Source organism: Bacillus sp. 9.4, from assembly GCF_055486415.1.
Map to the genome: position 1 here is coordinate 517354 of NZ_JBVFMU010000001.1, position 19845 is coordinate 537198.

Sequence of the window (19845 nt, forward strand, 5' to 3'; positions counted from 1 at the left end):
TGTGAATATCTCCAATTATCTATGATAACGTACGTTTCGCAGATTTAACAGTATTATGCGCAAGCATCGTGATGGTCATCGGACCTACTCCGCCCGGAACCGGCGTGATGAAGGACGCTTTTTTCTTTGCCCCTTCAAATTCAACGTCTCCGCAAAGCTTTCCGTTTTCCAGACGGTTAACGCCGACGTCAATGACAACAGCGCCCTCTTTGATCTGGTCTGCACTGATGAAGTTGGCTCTGCCGACTGCCACCACCAGGATGTCCGCTTTTTTCGTATGTTCAGTAATATTTTCTGTTCTTGAATGACAGTAAGTAACCGTCGCGTTTTCATTTAATAAAAGCTGGCCGACAGGTTTGCCGACAATGTTGCTTCGGCCGACTACAACAACCTCTTTACCGGAAAGGTCAATATTGGTTTTCTTCAAAAGCTCAACAATTCCATGAGGCGTGCAAGGAAGAAACGTATCTTCGCCAAGCAGCATTTTCCCTACGTTTAACGGATGAAAACCGTCTACATCTTTATCAGGGGAGATACGTTCGATCACCGCTTTTTCAGAAATATGGTCTGGGAGCGGAAGCTGAACGAGAATGCCATGAAACTCAGGGTCTTGGTTATATTGATCAATAATGGAAAGCAGTTCAGCTTCTGTGAGGCTGCTGTCAAATTGATCGAGCTTGAAATTCATTCCCATTGTTTCTGCCGCTTTTTTCTTTCCTCGCACGTAAGAGTGAGAAGCAGGATCATCTCCAATCAAAATAACCGCCAGTCCGGGAGTGACGCCTTGCTTTTTAAGCTCTTCTACCTCTTTTGCCAATTGTTCGCGTTTTTCTCTAGCCGTTTCTTTTCCGTCGATGATTGTTGCAGTCATTTTCTTTCCTCCTATGATTGTTCAATATCAGATTTAATGTTAGAAAGAACCCCGTTTACAAACTTTGTCGCTTTGTCATCACCAAACCGTTTTGCCAGCTCAATCGCTTCGTTCATGGAGACATTCACCGGAATGTCTTCGGCATATGCCATTTCATATGCTGCCAGGCGCAAAATCGCACGGTCAACATTGGCAATCCGATCGAGCTTCCAATTCACCAGATGCTTGGAGATCATTTCATCCAGCTGATCTTGGTGTTCCAATACCCCGTGTACAAGCTGTTCAAAGAAAGGATCTGTTTTTTCTTCATCCAGTGCGTGTTCTATGGCTTCATTCACTGCAATATCGCTGACATCAATTTGAAATAGTGCCTGCAAAGCTTTTTCTCTTGCTGTTCTTCTTTTCATTTTCTTTCTCCTTTGATCCTCTTTATCCGCTTGTCGTTAAGCCACAAAGAGATCATAACATATTTTTTTCGTATCCGCATATTGAAATCAAGGTTTTTTACCCTATTACCGAATATTTTCACACACCTTAATATGATTATTCGGATTTCACGTTCATGAAGAAACTCGGCTATGTAAGCCGGCTTTCTTCATGCTTTGAAATAAAGGGTAACGTGTAAAAAAACCAAAGGGCCGCCCTCCCCTTGGTTTCGTGTTAAGCCATTTACATTTCTTCGTCGATTTGGACTTCTTGGGCTTTTGTGTCAAATTGAATGCCGACGATGTGAATATTGATCTCGTTAATCGAAAGAGACGTCATATTTAATAAGGTTTGACGAATGTTTTCCTGAACGGATGCTGCAACTTTCGGAATCGAAACGCCAAATGTAACGACACAGTATACATCGATCGTAATTCCGTCTTCCGCCAGGTCGACTTTGACACCTTTGCCATGATTCACTTTGCCAAAGCGCTCAACGACGCCTGTCGCAAAGTTTCCGCGCATTTCGGCAACCCCATCAACTTCTGATGCTGCAATGCCGGCAATGACCTCAATGACCTCCGGTGCAATCTCAACCTTACCCAAATGCGTATCTTCGTGATCCATTTTAAGCAAGCTGTTGTCTTTCATTCAATTCACCTCCGTAAAAATTATGAGCCCATTACATCATATGTTTCTAAAAATTTCGTATTAAACTCTCCGCTCACAAATGTTTCGTGTTCAAGCAGTTTTAAATGGAAAGGGATTGTTGTCTCAATGCCTTCGATGACGAATTCGCTCAATGCGCGCTTCATGCGGGCAATCGCTTCATCCCTCGTTTTTCCGTATGTGATGACCTTTGCAATCATGCTGTCATAGTACGGTGGGATGGAATAGCCAGGGTACGCAGCTGAATCGACACGGACACCAAGACCGCCAGGAGGCAGGTACATTTTAATTTCACCAGGTGACGGCATGAAATTTTTACTTGGGTTTTCTGCGTTGATTCGGCATTCGATGGCCCAGCCTTCAAATTCAACATCCTCTTGCTTGAGGCTCAGTTCCATTCCTGATGCCACTTTGATTTGTTCCTTGATCAGGTCAGTTCCCGTCACCATTTCTGTGACTGGGTGCTCTACCTGAATTCTCGTGTTCATTTCCATGAAGTAATAGCGCTGTTCATTGTAGTCATAGATAAATTCAACTGTTCCAGCACCTGTATAGCCAACCGCTTTTGCAGCCTTTACCGCTGCATCTCCCATTTGCTCCCTGATTTCTGAATCAAGGGCAGGAGATGGTGATTCTTCCAAAAGCTTTTGCAGGCGTCTTTGGATCGAGCAGTCGCGTTCGCCCAAATGGATCGTATTTCCGTAGTTATCAGCAAGCACTTGGATCTCAACGTGGCGAAAATCTTCTATGTATTTTTCGATGTATACACCTGGATTTCCGAATGCAGTTGCCGCTTCCTGCTGTGTAATCTTAATGCCATTAATCAGTTCCTCTTCAGTGCGGGCAACCCTAATTCCTTTTCCGCCTCCGCCTGCGGTGGCTTTTATAATTACAGGATACCCAATTTCATTAGCAAGCGAAACCGCTTCTTCCACATTTTCTATAATTCCCTGTGAACCCGGTACGATTGGCACGCCGGCCTGTTTCATCGTTTCCCGCGCAACGTCTTTTGTTCCCATTTTTGAAATGGCGTCAGCGCTCGGGCCGACAAACGTGACATTCACTTCTTCACATAATTCAGCGAAATCAGCATTTTCAGCTAAAAATCCGTATCCCGGATGAATGGCATCCGTGCCAGTCAGCTTTGCAACACTCACAATATTTGTAACGTTTAAATAGCTGTCTTTTGATGCTTTCGGTCCGATACAAAAAGCTTCATCGGCCATTTGAACATGAAGGGCATCTTTATCAGCTTCTGAATAAACAGCGACAGTCTCAATTCCGAGCTCTCTGCAGGCTCTGATGATTCTGACAGCAATTTCTCCTCTGTTGGCGATCAATAGCTTTTTAATCATGTTCAGTCTCCTTACTCCGCTTTTACAAGAAATAGAGGTTGTCCGTATTCGACCAGCTGGCCGTTTTCTACTAATACTTCAACGATTTCGCCTTTCACTTCTGCTTCGATTTCGTTGAAAAGCTTCATCGCTTCTACAATGCAGACAACTGTGTTTTCATTTACTTTTGAACCGGCTGTTACATACGGGCCAGCTTCCGGTGATGAAGAAGCATAAAATGTTCCTACCATTGGTGAAGTGATTTTATGCAGATTCTCATCTTGCTTTGGTGCTTCTTGGGCAGGTGCCGCTGCTTGCTGCGCTTGCGGCTGGACTGCCTGCGGAGCCTGTGCTTGTACAGGTGCTGCCGGTGCCTGCTGCATGACTTGAACCGTGCCTGCTTCGTGTTTTTTCAGTTTTAAGGATACACCTTCATTTTCATATACGAATTCGTCAATTGTAGACTCGTCAATTGCTTTAATCAGCTCGTGGATTTCTTTGATATTTAACATTCAATCGCACTCCTATGTATGAAATTTCTTTTTTTATAGGTTACTACTAAAAGTACATACTATGTTCATCTTACAGGAGCGGACTTTTGAATTCAACTCTAATATGACAGCAACGCAAAAAGCCCGCTTGTTTAGCGGGCTTCTTTTTCCTCTTTCTTACTTGGATGGTTCAAACGTGACAGCGACATCTTTCATTGTTTTGATTTCTTTTGCGACAAGGTCTATAATGGCTGTCGCCTTCGATTTGGAGTGTTTGTCTGATTTGACTGTAATATTGATTTTATCTCCTTCAGCATTAACAAGCGCATCCTCGTAACCTTGTGTTTTAATCAGCGTTTCCAGCTGTTTTTCTGTTCCTTCCACTTCACTGAGAGCCGTCATTTTATCGTATGCTTCGCTTTTCTCCTTGGCTGTTGCATCATCGCTTGACACAATGGCATTCAGCTCTTCTCTTTCTTTGCTTCTGGCATCTTCTAAATCAAGACGGTACGTTGTAAACAGATCATCATCGGCTGTTTCCGTAACAACAGTTCCTTTTTCACTGGCTTCAGCGGATGTTTCCTTGTCTGCTGATGAATCTTTCGTTCCCTTTGTTCCATCTTCTTTTCCTTTTTCAGTTTCTGTACCGCTTTTTTCCTTCGTGTCTTGCTTGGCAGGCGCTTTTTCAGTTGCGACCTCTCCGCTGTCAGACGCGCTTTTTTCACTTTGCATCTGCACGGCGTTTTTGCTTTCCGGCGACATGATATAGTAGACGCTTAACACCACGACAAGACTGAGCATTGTTAATAGCCAAACGGTTTGTTTTTTAAGCATTTATGAATCCTCCTTTATTTTTTTAGGGGCAACCGCAACCCGGTGGCTTGGAACATCCAGGACCCGTGTCACCGCTTCGATAATGGTTTGTTTTATTTGAACGTTGTCCACTCCCTGAGCAACAACGAGTACACCGCGTATATCAGGTTTTTTCGTTTGGACGACGACAGGTGTTTCTTTATCGCCGTTTTTGATCATGACGATTTCTTCCTCCGATGTTTGGTCTGTAACGCTTCTTGTTCCGCCTTCTTTGTCAGTTTCTTCAGTGGTTGTATTTTTGTTTGATTTGTTTTTTTCGTATACTTTCAGCGACGTTGCATCTACATTCACGACAACCGAGACATCGTCCACACCAATGATTGTTTCAAGGATTTCTTTCAGCTGATTTTCGTACTCTTTTTCATAGTCATCGATCGAGTCTTTAGGTTTATCAGATTTTGAGGCTTTAAACACTTCAGCTGTTTTCTCTTTGCTGTCTGCGGAATGTTGCGATGATACGGCCGTTATCGTTTTGGCGTTTTCTGTTTTCTCAGGTGAAGAAAACAGCTGGCTGACAAGCATAAAGGAAACTCCGAGAACAAAAACGAATAGAAAGTAATGATATTTGGTCAGCTTCGGCTTTTCGCCGTCCTTCGTTTGTCCCGGAAGAAACTGCTTTTTCAATACATTCCATAATCCGTTTTTATTCATTGCCGACACTCTCCCCGCCTTCCATATGAACCGTAATTTTCTCACTTCCGATTTCCCAAATGTCCGCGAGCTGCGTTTTTATCTGTTTGGCTTCTTTTTGTTCGGCTGCTTCTTTCGTTACGTATGCATGATCTGTATCAATGTGGACCGGCGCGACCGTTTGGACCGTTTTTTCAGAAGACGGGGCCATATACACGCTGATTGTTTTAATATCCTCTTCTGAATCTACCTTTTCTCCTGCCGTGAGTTTGATGCGGCCTACTTTATATTCATCATGACTGAATCTCTCCTCCGCTTTCTTTTTTAGTTGGACAGCCATTTCTTCTAGAATATATGCGCGCTGGGAAGCTTGTATTTCTATTTTTTTTGAATTGATTTGATTTTTTATGTCGGCAGACTCTGACTGCCCGTTTTTTGTGAGGTATTCAAAGATGATTTCGGGGTCTGTCTTGAAAAGTTTAAAAATCGGCGTAAGCATGACGACAATCAAGAGCAGGCTGACTACCATTTTTGCGTACTTTTGCATGCTGGAGCTCGGCAGCAGCATATCAATCACAATTGCAAATAGGATAAACAACACGATAGTGGTAAGCCATTCCGTTAAAAAACTCATTCGCCTGCCTCCTTCATTTCATCATCATCGTGAGGTTTCCGGCTGTGATTATGACAGTAAGGCTTAAAAAAAACATGAGAGACACAATAGCGAGAGCTGCAAAAATATAAATGACGCTTTTGCTGATGACGTCGAGGCAGGTGATGACGGGCCCGCCTCCAAGCGGCTGAAGAATCGCGGCTGCCAGCTTATAAATAAAAGCGAGGGAAAGCACTTTGATTGCCGGAAATGCCGCGATACAGATCAAAATAGCGACACCGAGAATCCCTACCGTATTTTTCAGCAGTAAAGAGGCGCTGATTACTGTATCTGTTGCGTCTGTAAACATTCGGCCAAGCACAGGAATAAAATTTCCGGTTATAAATTTAGCCGTCCTGAGCGTAATGCCGTCTGTCACTGCAGCCGAGGCTCCCTGAACAGAGATGACGCCGAGAAAGATGGTAAGAAAAACAGCCAGCGCTCCGATGGCGATATTTCTGAGCAGGTTGGCCAGCTGTGTTACTTTGTATTGTTCGGTCATGGTGCTGACAATGCTCAGAATCGCTGATAAGAAAATCAGCGGCATGACGATATTCTGAATCAAGAGACCGCTCGTGTTCATCAGGAAGAGGATAACAGGATGAAAGAAGGCAGCAGATACAGCTCCGCCTGAGGAAGCCAAAAGCGCCAAGAGGAGCGGAATGAGCGCCAGGATAAAGCTGGTCATCGTCTGAATCGCCTCAGTTGCATAGTTAATTGCCACATGAAAGCTATTAAGCGCAAGGATAATCAGCACCATGTACACAATTGAGTAAGCGACCTTACTGACGGTGCTTTGCTGAAAAGCATTTTGCAAAAGCTGCAGAATGACGCAAAAAATCGTGAGCAAAATCAATGTGCCCAGCAGCTTTCCGTTGGCAAGCACTTCATGAAACAAATAAGAAAAGAGAGCTTTCAGCCATTCTTGAGGTGAGAATGATTTATCGCCATTGATAAACTCCATTAAGCTGCCTTTTTGGCTTTCCGGCAGCAGTCCGCCGTATTCTGTCATAATGTCATTCCAAAATTCCCCGATCTTATCTGTTTCAAGCGAGGCTGCTGTCCTTTCCGCTAATTGCTCAGCTGTTTCAGCATGGTCTTCCGTTTTTTCTGCATTACCAGCTGCTTGTACAATTTCTGCACGGCCTGCTATAATCAGCACGGCCAAAAGCAAAACCCATCGAAAGCGCTTCAATCTACCGCCTCCTTTCGGTTATGACATAGAAGGTATAAGTCCGAGAATCGTTTCGATAATGACGGTTAAAATAGGCACAGCCATAACGAGAATTAAAATTTTTCCCGCCAATTCTATTTTCGAGGCGATGGCCCCTTGGCCGGCATCTTTTGTGAGCTGCGCCCCGAATTCAGCAATATAGGCGATTCCGATAATCTTTAAAATGGTTTCAACATAGACCATGTTGACATTTGCATTAATCGCAATTTTTTCTATCATTCGAATAATGTCGTAGATTTGGTCTACTAAATAAAGAAAAATGGCACATCCGGCAAAAACGACGATTAAAAACGCAAAAGTCGGCTTTTGTTCTTTTACGATTAAAGAAAGGAAGGTGGCGATCAGCCCTAAACCTACAATTTGAACAATGTCAATCTGCAAGCCCCCCTATCCTTGGAATAAAAACACAGCTTTTATCTTTTTAAATAGGTCATCTACAATCGTGGCGACCATAAATAAAATATAGATAAAACCTAACAGCGTCACCCACTGAGCGTATTCTTTCTTGCCCATCTGATCCAATATCGTGTGTAAAAAAGCGACCACGATCCCCACTCCGGCGATTTGAAATATGACATTCACGTCTACTCCCATTTTATTTTTGCTCCCCTCACGTTTACATCAATAGAAGAATGAGTAACAAGCCCGCTAAAAAGCCCAAACTTTTTATCATCTTTTCATTTTTCGCTTGCGCCTGCTCAGCATCCGCTTCCGAGGCTTCCAAATGTGTCAGCGCCAGCTTGATGTGCTTTTGCTGAGAGATTCGATCATGAATCCCAAGCGTCTCGCCAAACTGCTTCAGCACTTCGTATTCGCTTTTTTTCAAAGACAGGGTGTCCCATACCTTCTTTAAGCTTTGCTCCCACGCCGTTTTCGCGGAATCACTTCCCTTGTCCAGCTGATCACTGAATGCGGAAAAAAGAGCTGAAACAGGCTGTGCGAGCTGTTTGGCAATCTGCTGTGAAGCAGTATGAAGCGGTGTATGGCCGTACATGATTTCAGCCTCGAGGGATTGAAGCGCCGCACGCAGCTGGCGGATTTGCCGCGGCCGTTCTGTATAAATCTTCGCCATCTCAAAACCTGTCCATGTTGTCGCTACCACAATGAATACAGCGCCCAGCAGCTTCAGCATGTTTTCACGCCCGTCGTCCTAGACAGCACATTTCCGTCTTTGTCATAAATTTGGCTCACTGTGCCCGGCCCCTTCGCTCTCGATATTTCCAAATAGCGGTCAAAGGCTCTTTCTTCCCACAAACGCTTCAATGAAGGCCGCTTCATCAGGTCGGATATGCTCCAGCCATGCGCCGACACGATTACTGAAACACCGGCATGCAGCGCCTCCAGAAGTGCATCTGTATCTTCCATACGCCCGATTTCATCGACAATCATCACCTCAGGGCTCATGGATCGAATCATCATCATCAGCCCTTCAGCTTTTGGACAGGCGTCTAACACGTCAATTCTCTGACCAAATTGATGCTGCGGAATGCCGCGAAGACACCCGGCAATTTCTGACCGTTCATCGACGATTCCTGTCTTAACGGGCAGCATGGGTTTTTTGCCGGTGCTTGAGAGCCTCGCAAGGTCCCGGAGAAGTGTTGTTTTGCCGGTTTGGGGCGGTCCGATAATCAGCGTATTCAGCCAGCTGTTTTGATATAAGTATGGAAGCAGCGGCTCCGCAATCCCCAGCTTTTGCCGGGCAATTCGTATATTAAAAGATGCGATGTCACGGAGGCCTTTCACACCTCCGTTTTCCGTAATGACTCTGCCCGCCAGTCCGACTCTGTGGCCGCCTCTGATCGTGACATACCCTTTCTTCAGCTCTTCTTCTAGTGTATACATACTATAGTTGCTGAGCCGGCTCAGGATCAGATGGGCATCCTCGGCCGTGCCCGCATAGGACAAATAAACAGGTTGTCCTCTTCGAATCAATTCAACAGGGCGGTTGATCCGAATTCTGACTTCTTCGATTTCCAGCCATTGTTGTTCCGGTATTTCAGAAAGGGCGTTTTTCATGGATTCAGGGAGAACCTCAGCAATTTCATTCAACAGAGCCTCCTCCTTTCTACCGATTGGCTTCTTTAAAATGTATGATGTGAGGCAGACTTTATGACAAGCCTCTCTTTATTTATGAACACCCGCCAAAATCAAAACAACACCCGTAAAAATCAGAATCAGCTTTGCATACGAAAGCTGCCCGGCAATTTGGTAGATTCCGACAGTCATTGTAATGATAAAAATCAACGGACCGACAATAGCGAGAATGCTGTTAACCACAACCGCCTTCCGGACATCGTTGGTCACAAGCATGACAATTGCTGCCGTCAGCTCAATCATAGAGGATAAAACTCGTAATCCCGCCATTGTTAAAACAGTAGAATTGATATTTCCAAGTAAAAATTTCATAGCACTCTCCCAACCTCCCATTTTTTTATATGATATGCTCTAGCTTGCTGAAGTAGTCTTGTCATTTTCGTATAAAAGAAAGATTCTGTTTTTGGGCACAAAAAAAGCCTGCTCCCATTTGGGAACAGACTTCTTTTTTTCTTTCTATGCTCTTGAAACGTAAGAACCGTCTGATGTATTGACAACAAGTGTGTCGCCTTCATTCACAAAGAACGGCACGTTTACAACAAGCCCGGTTTCAGTTTTCGCAGGTTTTGTACCGCCTGACGCTGTATCACCTTTAATACCAGGTTCAGTTTCAACAACTTTCAGCTCAACTGTGTTTGGAAGTTCGATACCAAGTGTTTCATCCTGGTACATCATGATATGCACAGACATGTTTTCTAGCAGGTATTTTAATTCTTCTTCGATTTGAGTTGCGCTCAGTTCAAGCTGCTCATAAGAAGAAGTATCCATAAATACGTGCTGATCTCCGTTTGCATATAGATATTGCATTGTTTTGGTTTCGATTTGCGCTTTCGCTACTTTTTCACCAGCGCGGAATGTTTTTTCCTGAATCGCGCCAGTGCGAAGGTTGCGGAGTTTAGAGCGGACAAATGCCGCACCTTTTCCAGGTTTTACGTGCTGGAAGTCAACGACGCGCCAAATGCCGCCATCTACTTCAATTGTTAATCCTGTACGGAAATCGTTAACTGAAATCATGTTTAATGTCCTCCTATATTCCAATCACAAAATAATAAGTTCTTTTGGGGAATGGGTGATTGTCCGGTTGCCGTTTTCTGTAATCACGATGTCATCTTCAATGCGGACACCGCCTGTTTCTGGTATGTAAATGCCCGGCTCCACTGTGACCACCATACCCGGTTCAAGGATAGCTGAAGATCTGACGGATAATCCCGGCGATTCATGAACTTCCATGCCGAGCCCGTGCCCGGTTGAATGGCCGAAATAGTCACCGTAGCCTTTTGCAGCAATATGATCCCTTGTGAGGGCGTCAGCCTCTTTTCCTGTCATTCCCGGCTTAATATGTGCGACGCCAAGCGCCTGAGCATCAAATACAACCTGATAGATCTCCTTCAATTGATCACTGGGCTGACCTACAGCGACCGTCCGGGTAATATCAGAACAATATCCTTTATAATAAGCGCCAAAATCAAGCGTAACAAGGTCTCCGCTTTCAATCAGTTTGTCACTGGCCACACCGTGCGGAAGGCTTGAACGAAGGCCTGAGGCGACAATCATATCAAAAGAAGAGCTGTCTGCTCCCTGGCTTCTCATATAAAACTCCAGCTCATTGGCAACAGCGATTTCAGAAATGCCGGGTTTCATAAACGTCAAGATATGTCTGAAGGCATCATCTGCAATCTTCGCAGCTTCCTCTAATATCTTAATCTCTTCACTAGACTTAATCAAGCGCAACTTTTCCACGGATTCAGCCACAGGCACTAATTCGGCATCACTGATAACGGCGCTGTATGAAGCGTAAGTGCCATATGTCATGCTGTTCTGTTCAAAGCCGAGACGCTTGATGCCAAACGATTCAACAGTGTCGGCAGTGGTCTGAATCAAGCTGCCGCCATGTTCAATGATCTCAAAACCCTTTACCTGAACCTTCGCCTGCTCAGTATAACGAAAATCCGTAATAAACGCTGCTTTGTCACCCGATATAACAGCCAAACCCGCTGAACCTGTAAACCCTGTCATATAGCGTACATTCGTGCTGCTTGTAATCAGCATGCCGTCAATTCCCAGCTGTCCAAACAGGTTTCTTAATTTCTCTAGCTTCATCTTGATTCTCCCCCTTGCTGGCTTAATAAGTAGCGAACAGCAAGCTTGTAGCCTTCAGCTCCAAGACCGACAATCTGCCCTTTCGCAACAGGAGCGATAACCGACTGATGCCTGAATTCTTCCCTGGCGTATAAGTTTGATAAATGCACCTCTACCACAGGAAGACTGATGCTTGAAACAGCATCCCTGATCGCATAGCTGTAATGACTCAGGGCGCCAGGGTTCAGAACAATCCCGCTGTATTGCTCCTCAGCCTCATGTATCGCATCTATCAAATCACCTTCGTGATTAGACTGGAAGAAAGTGAGCTGGATATGTAAGGCTTCAGCAAACTGAAAAAGATCTGTTTCAATATCGGTCAGTGTCTGGCGGCCGAATACTTCAGGCTCACGCTTCCCAAGCCGGTTAACATTCGGTCCGTTCAAAATCAAAAAATGAGGCACATAATCTCTCCTTTTCGCGAGGGTTTCTCATGTAAAAAATGTTCACTTCTCGTGAACATTTTATCATACTGGAAAAGGATTATACACTATTCTCTATGCATTCCCAGCGCACGTGCAAGCTTTTCCGAATTCAGCTCATTGTATTCAAATGAAATGGAATACCCGACAAACAGCCCGTAAAGCAAATAAATGCAAATGGTCGTAATAATTGTATCTGATGTCAGTTCGGTCACCGTGCGCACTTCTGGAAAAATCGGATTAAAAACAAAAAACACGAGCAGCCAAAGCACCAAGCCGTATAAAATACCCGGCCACATTGTTTTTAAACGTTTCAATAGAAGAAAATAAAGAAACGCTGCGCCAATTGAAATTACTCCAATCAAAATGATGCTGATTACCGTTCCCAGCCCATGTTTTTTCCACTCTCCGAGCACAAACGGCTGCAATATCATATTCGGGCTGATTTCGGAAAAATGAAACAAATATGCGATATAAGCAACGAAACTCCAAAGTACGCCTCCGCAAAAACCTGTTGCCGCCACCCTGCCGGCCATTGAAACAGGCGGCTTTTGCTTCTCATTCAATTCTTCATTTTGTTCTGTATCTTTTTCGCTTGTCATCATGGCACCTCCAGTTAAAGTGTGCCCAAAAAATGAAATGTCAATAAAAAAGCTCACACTTTTTGGCAGCTGCGAGTAAAATTTGAAAATAACGGGTATAATGCATGTAGAAAAAGCAAGGCTATGGCAATTTTTTCAGCCTGTCAATCTAGAGGTTTAGCGCTGTTTCCTGTACAATAGAGTGAAAGGAAATGGTTAGCAATCCTAAAGAAATAGGCAGGTTGATAATATGTCAAAACATAAAGTTCCGCCCGCTTACGGCGGGCAGGCTGTTGTGGAAGGCGTTATGTTTGGCGGAAAGCATCATTACGTTACAGCCATCAAAAGAACGGATGGAAGCATTGACTTTTTTAAGCTTCCACGCAAACACAACCCGAAACTGAACATCGTGAAAAAGATCCCGTTTTTACGGGGGATCGCGGCCATTATCGAAGCGAGTGCAAACGGCACAAAGCATCTGAATTTTTCAAGCGAACGTTACGGGCTCGATCCATCTGAAGACGAGACACTTGAGCAGGAAGAAAAAAAATCCTCCGGGCTGTCTATGTATCTCAGCCTCGCAGTTATAGGCGTCCTATCATTTTTGTTCAGTAAATTCGTATTCACATTGGTTCCAGTTTTCTTAGCGGAACTGACAAGGCCGATTTTTTCCTCGGACACGGCGCAAATCGCGGTTGAAAGCCTGTTTAAGTTGATTTTGCTGCTCGGTTACATCTATTTTTTGTCCATGACACCGCTCATTAAAAGAGTGTTTCAATATCATGGAGCCGAACATAAAGTCATAAACTGTTATGAACAGAATTTGCCAATTACTGTGGAGAATGTCCAAAACCAATCTCGGCTTCATTACCGCTGCGGATCAAGCTTTATTTTATTTACGATTATTGTCGGCATGTTTGTTTATTTACTTGTTCCGACAGATCCGCTTTGGCTGCGTGTTATAGATCGTGTCGCACTGATACCGGTCGTGCTTGGTATATCCTTTGAAGTTCTGCAGCTGACAAACAAAGTGCGTGACATTCCCGGTCTGAAATTACTTGGGTACCCGGGTCTTTGGCTTCAGCTGTTAACCACAAAGGAACCTAAGGATGATCAGGTTGAAGTTGCCATCGAAAGCTTTAACGAACTTCTCAGACTCGAAGCATTGTCTGAGCAAAATCAGAAGCCTTCTCACAACGTCATCTAAAATCCGTTGCCCTGCTATTACTTTCGGAGGTGGACAGTTATGAATCATCGTGTACAACCTATTATTGCTGTATTAATTGCGCTGGGAGCGTTCGGTTTCCTCTATGTGCTGGTAACCAATCCCGGAGAAATGGCAAAAATGGCGGTAACCGTCATCGTGGCAGGTATCATTATTTATTTTATTGTGAAATATGTAATGAATCGAAATGCGGGCAGCGAAGGAGCAGCCTTCAAAAAAGCGGCGAAACAATCGCGGCGCCGGATGAAAGAACAAAAAGCAAAACACCGCGCCGGACATAAGGGACGTGTCAGCCACCTGCGAAGCGTTCCGAGCGCCAGCAAGCCTAAGCCGATGATTCTCAAGAAAAAAAGCCAGACTCAGCTGACTGTTATAGAAGGGAAAAAAAATAAAAAGAAAAACAGAGCGCTTTTTTAATAGGTCCACTGCTTTAAAAACAGCTCTGTCCGTCTTTTACCTAGCTCAATCAGGGCTAGTTTTTTTTGTTGTGTTAAATGAAAATCAGTTGCCATTACGCCATCAACCGGGAGAAAAATGATATTTTGTTCATAGCGTGATGCAATGTGCCTTGCGTCATGGGCATCCTTCATCGTTTCAAACAGGGCGCCGAACAGTTCAAAAGCGTTGCGGATATTTTTTTTCGGACGCTCTCTTTCACGCGGCGCAAGCGTGACACCGATCACAGGGCGCTTTCTTTCCTTTGAAAACAGCCAGATGGGAAAATTGCTTAACACGCCTCCGTCGACAACCGTGGCGGTGCCTGTGTCCGTTTTTAATTTTATCGGTTCAAAGAAATATGGAATGCTGCAGCTCATTCTGACCGCTCTGGCAACCGGGAACATATCTGGATTTAACCCGTAACGGGCCAAATCGTCCGGTAAAACAATCATGGTGCCGTTTGTCAGATCAGAAGCAATAAGGCGCAGAGACCCTTTTTGCAAATCGCCGAAAACCCTTATGCCTTTCGCTCTTAACAGATCAGCAATCCATTTTTCTATCGTATCGCCTTTGTATAAGCCAAGACGCCAGTAGATGGACACCCACTGGAGCATTTTTAAGGGGAGAAAAGAGTACCTCTGATCCAGCAATTTCTCTCCGTCCACTTCTTCAATTAAAGCGTGGATTTCCTTACTGGTGTAACCTGACGCAATGAAAGCGGCAATAATGGCGCCGGCGCTTGTACCCGCAACTCTTTTAAAGCGGAAGCCTTTTTCCTCAAGCGCTTCATAAGCGCCTGCAAGCGCAATGCCTTTTACTCCTCCGCCGGAAAAGACACCGTCAATATACATCTCATTCCCTCCCCCTCCATCCGATCGTTTATTACCATTTTAAGAAAACACGCGAAGAAATAGACCAATGAATGACGGGCGGCGCAGCGCATCAAAAAAGACGGCCTCCTTTGAGACCGCCTTTTTACTGATTATGATGTTCTGTTTTCTTTTGGATTGATTTCAGATCTTTTTTACGGGCATCATCTTCTTCAAAATATTGAACAAGATCCCCGATGCGATCAATGCTGTTCCAGCTTAAATGATGTTCGATTCCTTCGACATCGTTATATATTTTCTCTTCATCAACACCAATGATTCTTAAAAACTGCTCAAGCAATTCATGTCTGTATACCAGCCGTTTGCCTATTTTTTTCCCTTTAGACGTTAACACGAGACCGCGATATTTTTCATAAATTAAATATTCGTCTTTATCTAGTTTTTGAACCATTTTTGTTACAGAGGAGGGATGGACTGCCAATGCTTCCGCGATATCGGAAACTCGTGCATATCCTTTTTCTTCAATCAGCATATAAATCTGTTCAATATAATCTTCCATACTTGGTGTTGTCATCGAAACCCTCCCAAAAAGCACCTTAACTTTATAAACCATTACAAGTTTACACTAATGAACTTGAAAAAACAAGGATGCTCCGCGGGTCAAAAGCCCTGTTTACCGCTTATAATTCCATTCATCTGAAGCGTACTTTGTTTCAGCCAAGTGATGAACAAAATCAAGCTCTTCCTGAGAAAGTTCATATGGCTCCAAATGAATGTTAAGACCTGTTTCAAATCCTTCTTTAAAGGCTTTACGAGCCTCATCCATCGTCACCCGCTTTTCAGTGAGTTCATTAATGGCAACCGCTTTATTTTTGAAATTGCGCTGCATCCGTTCTCTTACTCTTTCACTCGGATATAAGAACAGATCGAACAGCTTATCCTCATCCAAATCAAGCAGAATGGAGCCATGCTGAAGAATCACGCCTTTTTGTCTCGTTTGCGCGCTTCCCGCCACCTTGCGCCCCTCAACCACTAGCTCATACCATGAAGGCGCGTCAAAACAAACAGATGACCGCGGATTTTTTAAGCTTTCTTTTTCTTTTTCAGTTCTCGGGATGGCAAAGTAAGCGTCCAGACCGAGATTTCTAAAGCCTTGAAGTATGCCTTCTGAAATAACCCGGTAAGCCTCAGTAACAGTTGCCGGCATCTCGGGGTGCTCTTCCGAAACAATTACGCTGTATGTCAGTTCCTGATCGTGCAGCACACCTCTCCCGCCGGTCGGGCGTCTGACGAATCCGAGATTATATTTATGTACTGCTTCAAAATTGATTTCCTTTTTAATATTTTGAAAATACCCTACAGAAAGTGTCGCCGGATTCCAGCCGTAAAAACGGATAACCGGGGGGATTTTCTTTTCGCTGTGCCAATATAAAAGCGCTTCATCAAGCGCCATATTGAATGCAGGACTTGCATTGCCTGAGTCTATAAACCGCCAAGTTTCTTTTTGCATTTTAAGACCTTCCTTACCGTTTTAATAGAATCAGTTTATCAAACTGTCGGGAAAATGAAAAATATTTTAGTTCCATTATAGATGACAATCACGCTGTGCTTTACTATAATAGTATTTGTCGAAAACGGCTCTATGACCTTGTTTTATGAAGCAGGGTTTTGATTTTATATGCTAAAGGAGTAGAATCACATTGTCTAATATGATCGTTTTGATTATTTTTGCTGCATTTATCATCTATATGATTGCTTCATATGTCTATCAGCAGCGAATTATGAAAACACTTACCGAAGAAGAATTCCGCGCGGGTTACCGCAAAGCGCAGCTTATTGATGTTCGTGAGCCAAATGAGTTTGAGGGCGGACATATTTTAGGCGCCCGCAACATCCCGCTTTCCCAGCTGAAACAGAGAAAAAATGAGATCCGTACGGACAAGCCTGTTTACCTGTACTGCCAAAACAGTGTCCGCAGCGGACGCGCGGCACAAACCCTGCGCAAAAACGGCTGTACTGAGATTTACAACCTAAAAGGCGGCTTTAAAAAATGGGGCGGAAAGATTAAAGCGAAGAAATAAAGCAAACAGCTGTCTGGTAGACAGCTGTTTTTATTTATCTTTCTTCCGCCTCGTATCTGAGCACTGGGTGTCTCGCCGCTTTTGTTTCATCCATTCTTTTTACAATCGTTGTATGCGGGGCCTCCTGAACAAGCTCCGGATTCTCCTCCGCTTCTTTTGCGATTTGAATCATAGCATCAATAAACGCGTCCAGTGTTTCCTTTGATTCGGTCTCTGTCGGCTCGATCATGATGCATTCTTCAACATTAAGCGGGAAATAAATCGTCGGCGGATGATAGCCGAAATCAAGCAGCCGTTTTGCAATATCAAGCGTACGCACTCCCAGCTTTTTCTGCCGCTTCCCTGATAATACAAATTCATGCTTGCAATGGCGGTCAAACGGAAGATCGTAATAAGGCGCGAGCTTTCTCATCATATAATTGGCGTTTAACACTGCGTTCTCAGTAACAGCCTTTAATCCGTCAGGCCCCATGGAGCGAATATACGTATACGCTCTCACATTAATGCCAAAGTTGCCGTAATACGGCTTCACACGGCCGATCGCATGAGGGCGGTCATAATCAAACGTAAAGCGCCCTTCTTTTTTGACTAAAACTGGCTTTGGCAAATAAGGAATCAGATCTTGTTTTACGCCGACAGGGCCTGAGCCCGGGCCTCCGCCGCCATGAGGGCCTGTGAATGTTTTATGCAGGTTGAGGTGCACCACGTCAAATCCCATATCACCAGGTCTCGCCTTGCTTAAAACGGCATTTAAATTAGCGCCGTCATAATACAGTTTCCCCCCCGCTTGGTGTACAATTTCCGCCATCTCTGTAATCTGCTCCTCAAACAAGCCGAGCGTGTTCGGATTCGTCAGCATAAGCGCTGCAGTTTCTTCATTCACTGCTCTTTTTAAATCCTCTAAATCAACAAGCCCTTTTTCATTCGATTTCACCGTAACGGTTTCAAAGCCTGCTACTGTCGCTGATGCAGGATTCGTCCCATGCGCGGAATCAGGGACAATGACCTTCGTCCGCTTGAAATCCCCGCGAGCTTCATGATAGGCACGGATCATCATCAGCCCCGTCCATTCGCCGTGCGCTCCGGCAGCAGGCTGAAGCGTAACCTCATCCATTCCCGTTATTTCTTCAAGGTGCTTGCTTAAATCATATAAAAGCTCTAATGCGCCTTGCACCGTGTCTTCATCCTGAAGGGGATGAATCGCAGCAAAACCAGGTATACGCGCGATTTTTTCATTGATTTTCGGATTGTATTTCATCGTGCAAGAACCGAGAGGATAAAAACCGGAATCCACCCCGTGATTGCGTTTGGACAGCGCTGTATAATGGCGCATGATGTCCAGCTCTGAAACCTCCGGCAGCGCTGCGTCTTCGTCACGAATATAGGTGTCTGACAAGAGGTCCCCCAATTCGATTTCCGGTACATCGAGCTCCGGCAGACTATAGCCGATTCGGCCTTCTCTTGAAAGTTCAAAAATAAGTGCCTGGTCCTGATTACTCATGGCGATCCCCCAATTCCTGAATGAGTGCGTCAATTTCTTCTTTTGTTCTCAGCTCCGTTACAGCAATCAGCATATGGCAGTCCAGCTCCGGATACGTCAACCCAAGATCATATCCGCCAATCATGCCTTTTGCCAGCAAACGCTTGTTCACAGCTCTCACCGGCTCATCCAGTTTGATGACAAATTCATTAAACATCGGCCCGTCAAACATAACAGTAAGGCCTGCTTTTTTTGCTTCTTGCTTTGCATAGTTGGCTTTTAAGAGATTTTGGCGGGCTATATCTTTTACGCCGTTTTTTCCGAGAGCAGTCATGGCCACTGATGCTGCCAGCGCATTTAAAGCTTGGTTCGAGCATATATTTGATGTTGCTTTATCCCGGCGGATATGCTGCTCCCTGGCTTGCAGGGTAAGCACAAAGCCTCTTTTTCCGTTTTCGTCTTCCGTTTGTCCGACGAGACGGCCCGGCACCTTTCTCATTAATTTTTTAGTAACGGCAAAAAAGCCGCAATGCGGGCCGCCGTATGCTGAAGGAATGCCGAAAGGCTGCGCATCACCGACGACGATATCAGACTGAAACTTGCCCGGCGGAGTGAGAAGACCTAGCGCCAGCGGGTTGGCTGAAACAATAAACATGGATTTCCCTTGATGAGCGATAGGCTCAATATCCTTTAGCGGCTCGATCCGGCCGAAAAAATTCGGGTACTGAACGATCACTGCGGCTGTGTTCTCGCAAACGGTTTGACGCAATGCATCAAGATCCGTAACGCCATCCGCAGCGGGTACTTCAACAACATCAATATACTGACCTTTTGCGTACGTTTTCAGCACCTCTCGCGATTCAGGATGCACGGTTTTTGACACAACAATTTTTTTCTTTTTCGTGTGGCCTGAAGCAAGCATTGCTGCTTCTGCCAAGGCTGTTCCGCCGTCATACATCGAGGAGTTGGCGATATCCATGCCTGTCAGTTCACAGATCATCGTTTGGAATTCAAAAATAGCCTGGAGCTCTCCTTGTGAAATCTCTGGCTGATAAGGCGTATATGCGGTATAAAACTCAGAGCGTGAAATGACATGATCCACAATGACAGGCTGATAGTGGTCATATACACCCGCTCCTAAGAAAGAAGCGTATTGTACGGTATCACGATTTTTAGAGGCCAGCTTTGTCAGTTCTCTTGTTAATTCTGTTTCTGATTTCGCTTTTTTGATTTGATACTCTTTTTTATATTTGACGTTTTCCGGTATATCAGCAAATAAATCATCGATGCTGCTTACGCCGATAGTAGCAAGCATCTCCTGTTTATCCTTTTCTGTTGCGGGCAAATAACGGTGCTTCATGTGTTGTCTCCTCTC

At 44.6% G+C, this 19845-nt stretch carries 26 protein-coding genes; 3 read left to right on the plus strand and 23 right to left on the minus strand.

The genetic code is table 11. From position 1 onward, the window contains the following. Positions 1–19: 19 nt before the first annotated feature. From folD to ACZ07B_RS03270, 18 genes are all read right to left on the minus strand, one after another. Complete coding sequence (gene folD, locus ACZ07B_RS03185) at positions 20–871, minus strand: bifunctional methylenetetrahydrofolate dehydrogenase/methenyltetrahydrofolate cyclohydrolase FolD (RefSeq protein ID WP_032726131.1); 852 nt, start codon at positions 869–871, stop codon at positions 20–22. An 11-nt stretch (positions 872–882) separates the two neighbouring features. Further along, positions 883–1278, minus strand: a complete 396-nt coding sequence (nusB, locus tag ACZ07B_RS03190; RefSeq protein ID WP_003230256.1) for a transcription antitermination factor NusB — start codon at positions 1276–1278, stop codon at positions 883–885. A 262-nt stretch (positions 1279–1540) separates the two neighbouring features. Beyond that, positions 1541–1948 (minus strand): fatty acid biosynthesis protein YqhY, encoded by a 408-nt coding sequence (gene yqhY, locus ACZ07B_RS03195; RefSeq protein WP_014480235.1) that lies wholly within the window; start codon positions 1946–1948, stop codon positions 1541–1543. 20 nt (positions 1949–1968) lie between these two features. Then, on the minus strand, positions 1969–3321 hold the full coding sequence (gene accC / locus ACZ07B_RS03200) for an acetyl-CoA carboxylase biotin carboxylase subunit (RefSeq protein ID WP_003230253.1): 1353 nt from the start codon (positions 3319–3321) through the stop codon (positions 1969–1971). An 11-nt stretch (positions 3322–3332) separates the two neighbouring features. Beyond that, positions 3333–3812 (minus strand): acetyl-CoA carboxylase biotin carboxyl carrier protein, encoded by a 480-nt coding sequence (accB, locus tag ACZ07B_RS03205; protein ID WP_003230252.1) that lies wholly within the window; start codon positions 3810–3812, stop codon positions 3333–3335. A gap of 156 nt (positions 3813–3968) precedes the next feature. After that, positions 3969–4625 (minus strand): stage III sporulation ratchet engulfment protein SpoIIIAH, encoded by a 657-nt coding sequence (spoIIIAH, locus tag ACZ07B_RS03210; RefSeq protein ID WP_003230250.1) that lies wholly within the window; start codon positions 4623–4625, stop codon positions 3969–3971. Further along, positions 4626–5315, minus strand: coding sequence for a stage III sporulation protein AG (gene spoIIIAG / locus ACZ07B_RS03215; protein ID WP_014477307.1), 690 nt, complete (start codon positions 5313–5315; stop codon positions 4626–4628). After that, positions 5308–5928 (minus strand): stage III sporulation protein AF, encoded by a 621-nt coding sequence (gene spoIIIAF / locus ACZ07B_RS03220; RefSeq protein WP_015251730.1) that lies wholly within the window; start codon positions 5926–5928, stop codon positions 5308–5310. Before spoIIIAF ends, spoIIIAG begins: the two co-directional genes overlap by 8 nt. A 13-nt stretch (positions 5929–5941) precedes the next feature. After that, positions 5942–7141 carry a stage III sporulation protein AE gene (spoIIIAE, locus tag ACZ07B_RS03225; RefSeq protein ID WP_134156327.1) on the minus strand — a complete coding sequence of 400 codons (1200 nt, stop codon included), beginning with the start codon at positions 7139–7141 and terminating at the stop codon, positions 5942–5944. Between the two features lie 18 nt (positions 7142–7159). Further along, positions 7160–7561 (minus strand): stage III sporulation protein AD, encoded by a 402-nt coding sequence (gene spoIIIAD, locus ACZ07B_RS03230; RefSeq protein WP_003230228.1) that lies wholly within the window; start codon positions 7559–7561, stop codon positions 7160–7162. Positions 7562–7567: 6 nt separating this feature from the next. Continuing rightward, positions 7568–7774, minus strand: a complete 207-nt coding sequence (spoIIIAC, locus tag ACZ07B_RS03235) for a stage III sporulation protein AC (RefSeq protein ID WP_003153142.1) — start codon at positions 7772–7774, stop codon at positions 7568–7570. Positions 7775–7796: 22 nt separating this feature from the next. Beyond that, a complete protein-coding gene (gene spoIIIAB / locus ACZ07B_RS03240) occupies positions 7797–8312 on the minus strand; it encodes a stage III sporulation protein SpoIIIAB (RefSeq protein ID WP_014477309.1) in 516 nt (171 codons plus the stop codon). After that, a complete protein-coding gene (spoIIIAA, locus tag ACZ07B_RS03245; RefSeq protein ID WP_464876894.1) occupies positions 8306–9229 on the minus strand; it encodes a stage III sporulation protein AA in 924 nt (307 codons plus the stop codon). Before spoIIIAA ends, spoIIIAB begins: the two co-directional genes overlap by 7 nt. A gap of 75 nt (positions 9230–9304) precedes the next feature. Continuing rightward, on the minus strand, positions 9305–9586 hold the full coding sequence (locus ACZ07B_RS03250; protein WP_004398639.1) for a YqhV family protein: 282 nt from the start codon (positions 9584–9586) through the stop codon (positions 9305–9307). 144 nt (positions 9587–9730) lie between these two features. Next, the gene (gene efp / locus ACZ07B_RS03255) at positions 9731–10288 is read right to left on the minus strand and encodes an elongation factor P (protein ID WP_003226377.1); all 558 of its coding nucleotides are present in this window, start codon (positions 10286–10288) and stop codon (positions 9731–9733) included. Positions 10289–10312: 24 nt separating this feature from the next. Continuing rightward, entirely contained in the window at positions 10313–11374 is a 1062-nt protein-coding gene (gene papA, locus ACZ07B_RS03260; protein ID WP_015251726.1) for an aminopeptidase PapA, read from the minus strand. Then, positions 11371–11817, minus strand: a complete 447-nt coding sequence (gene aroQ, locus ACZ07B_RS03265; protein WP_015384075.1) for a type II 3-dehydroquinate dehydratase — start codon at positions 11815–11817, stop codon at positions 11371–11373. The genes papA and aroQ overlap by 4 nt, the downstream gene beginning before the upstream one ends. 86 nt (positions 11818–11903) lie before the next feature. Further along, positions 11904–12440, minus strand: a complete 537-nt coding sequence (locus ACZ07B_RS03270; RefSeq protein WP_072557057.1) for a YqhR family membrane protein — start codon at positions 12438–12440, stop codon at positions 11904–11906. Positions 12441–12666: 226 nt separating this feature from the next. Here ACZ07B_RS03270 and ACZ07B_RS03275 point away from each other — a divergent pair, with 226 nt between their 5' ends. Together ACZ07B_RS03275 and ACZ07B_RS03280 are read left to right on the plus strand one after the other, a co-directional pair. Beyond that, positions 12667–13623, plus strand: coding sequence for a DUF1385 domain-containing protein (locus ACZ07B_RS03275; RefSeq protein ID WP_048655107.1), 957 nt, complete (start codon positions 12667–12669; stop codon positions 13621–13623). A gap of 39 nt (positions 13624–13662) precedes the next feature. Beyond that, entirely contained in the window at positions 13663–14058 is a 396-nt protein-coding gene (locus ACZ07B_RS03280) for an SA1362 family protein (RefSeq protein WP_003226367.1), read from the plus strand. On the opposite strand, the gene ACZ07B_RS03285 is transcribed toward ACZ07B_RS03280, so the two are convergent. The 3 genes from ACZ07B_RS03285 to lipM all read right to left on the minus strand — a co-directional run bounded on the left by ACZ07B_RS03285 (position 14055) and on the right by lipM (position 16419). Further along, the gene (locus ACZ07B_RS03285) at positions 14055–14930 is read right to left on the minus strand and encodes a patatin-like phospholipase family protein (protein WP_015251724.1); all 876 of its coding nucleotides are present in this window, start codon (positions 14928–14930) and stop codon (positions 14055–14057) included. The two genes, ACZ07B_RS03280 and ACZ07B_RS03285, sit on opposite strands and share 4 nt — an antisense overlap. Before the next feature lie 124 nt (positions 14931–15054). Next, positions 15055–15483, minus strand: coding sequence for a transcriptional regulator MntR (gene mntR, locus ACZ07B_RS03290; RefSeq protein WP_003236923.1), 429 nt, complete (start codon positions 15481–15483; stop codon positions 15055–15057). 99 nt (positions 15484–15582) lie between these two features. Then, positions 15583–16419 (minus strand): octanoyltransferase LipM, encoded by an 837-nt coding sequence (gene lipM / locus ACZ07B_RS03295; protein WP_014664579.1) that lies wholly within the window; start codon positions 16417–16419, stop codon positions 15583–15585. 190 nt (positions 16420–16609) lie between these two features. On the opposite strand from lipM, the gene ACZ07B_RS03300 reads away from it, so the two are divergent. Then, complete coding sequence (locus tag ACZ07B_RS03300) at positions 16610–16990, plus strand: rhodanese-like domain-containing protein (protein ID WP_004398485.1); 381 nt, start codon at positions 16610–16612, stop codon at positions 16988–16990. Between the two features lie 34 nt (positions 16991–17024). On the opposite strand, the gene gcvPB is transcribed toward ACZ07B_RS03300, so the two are convergent. Then, on the minus strand, positions 17025–18491 hold the full coding sequence (gene gcvPB, locus ACZ07B_RS03305; RefSeq protein WP_003230209.1) for an aminomethyl-transferring glycine dehydrogenase subunit GcvPB: 1467 nt from the start codon (positions 18489–18491) through the stop codon (positions 17025–17027). Then, positions 18484–19830, minus strand: coding sequence for an aminomethyl-transferring glycine dehydrogenase subunit GcvPA (gene gcvPA, locus ACZ07B_RS03310; RefSeq protein WP_029317920.1), 1347 nt, complete (start codon positions 19828–19830; stop codon positions 18484–18486). Before gcvPA ends, gcvPB begins: the two co-directional genes overlap by 8 nt. Positions 19831–19845 lie beyond the last annotated feature (15 nt).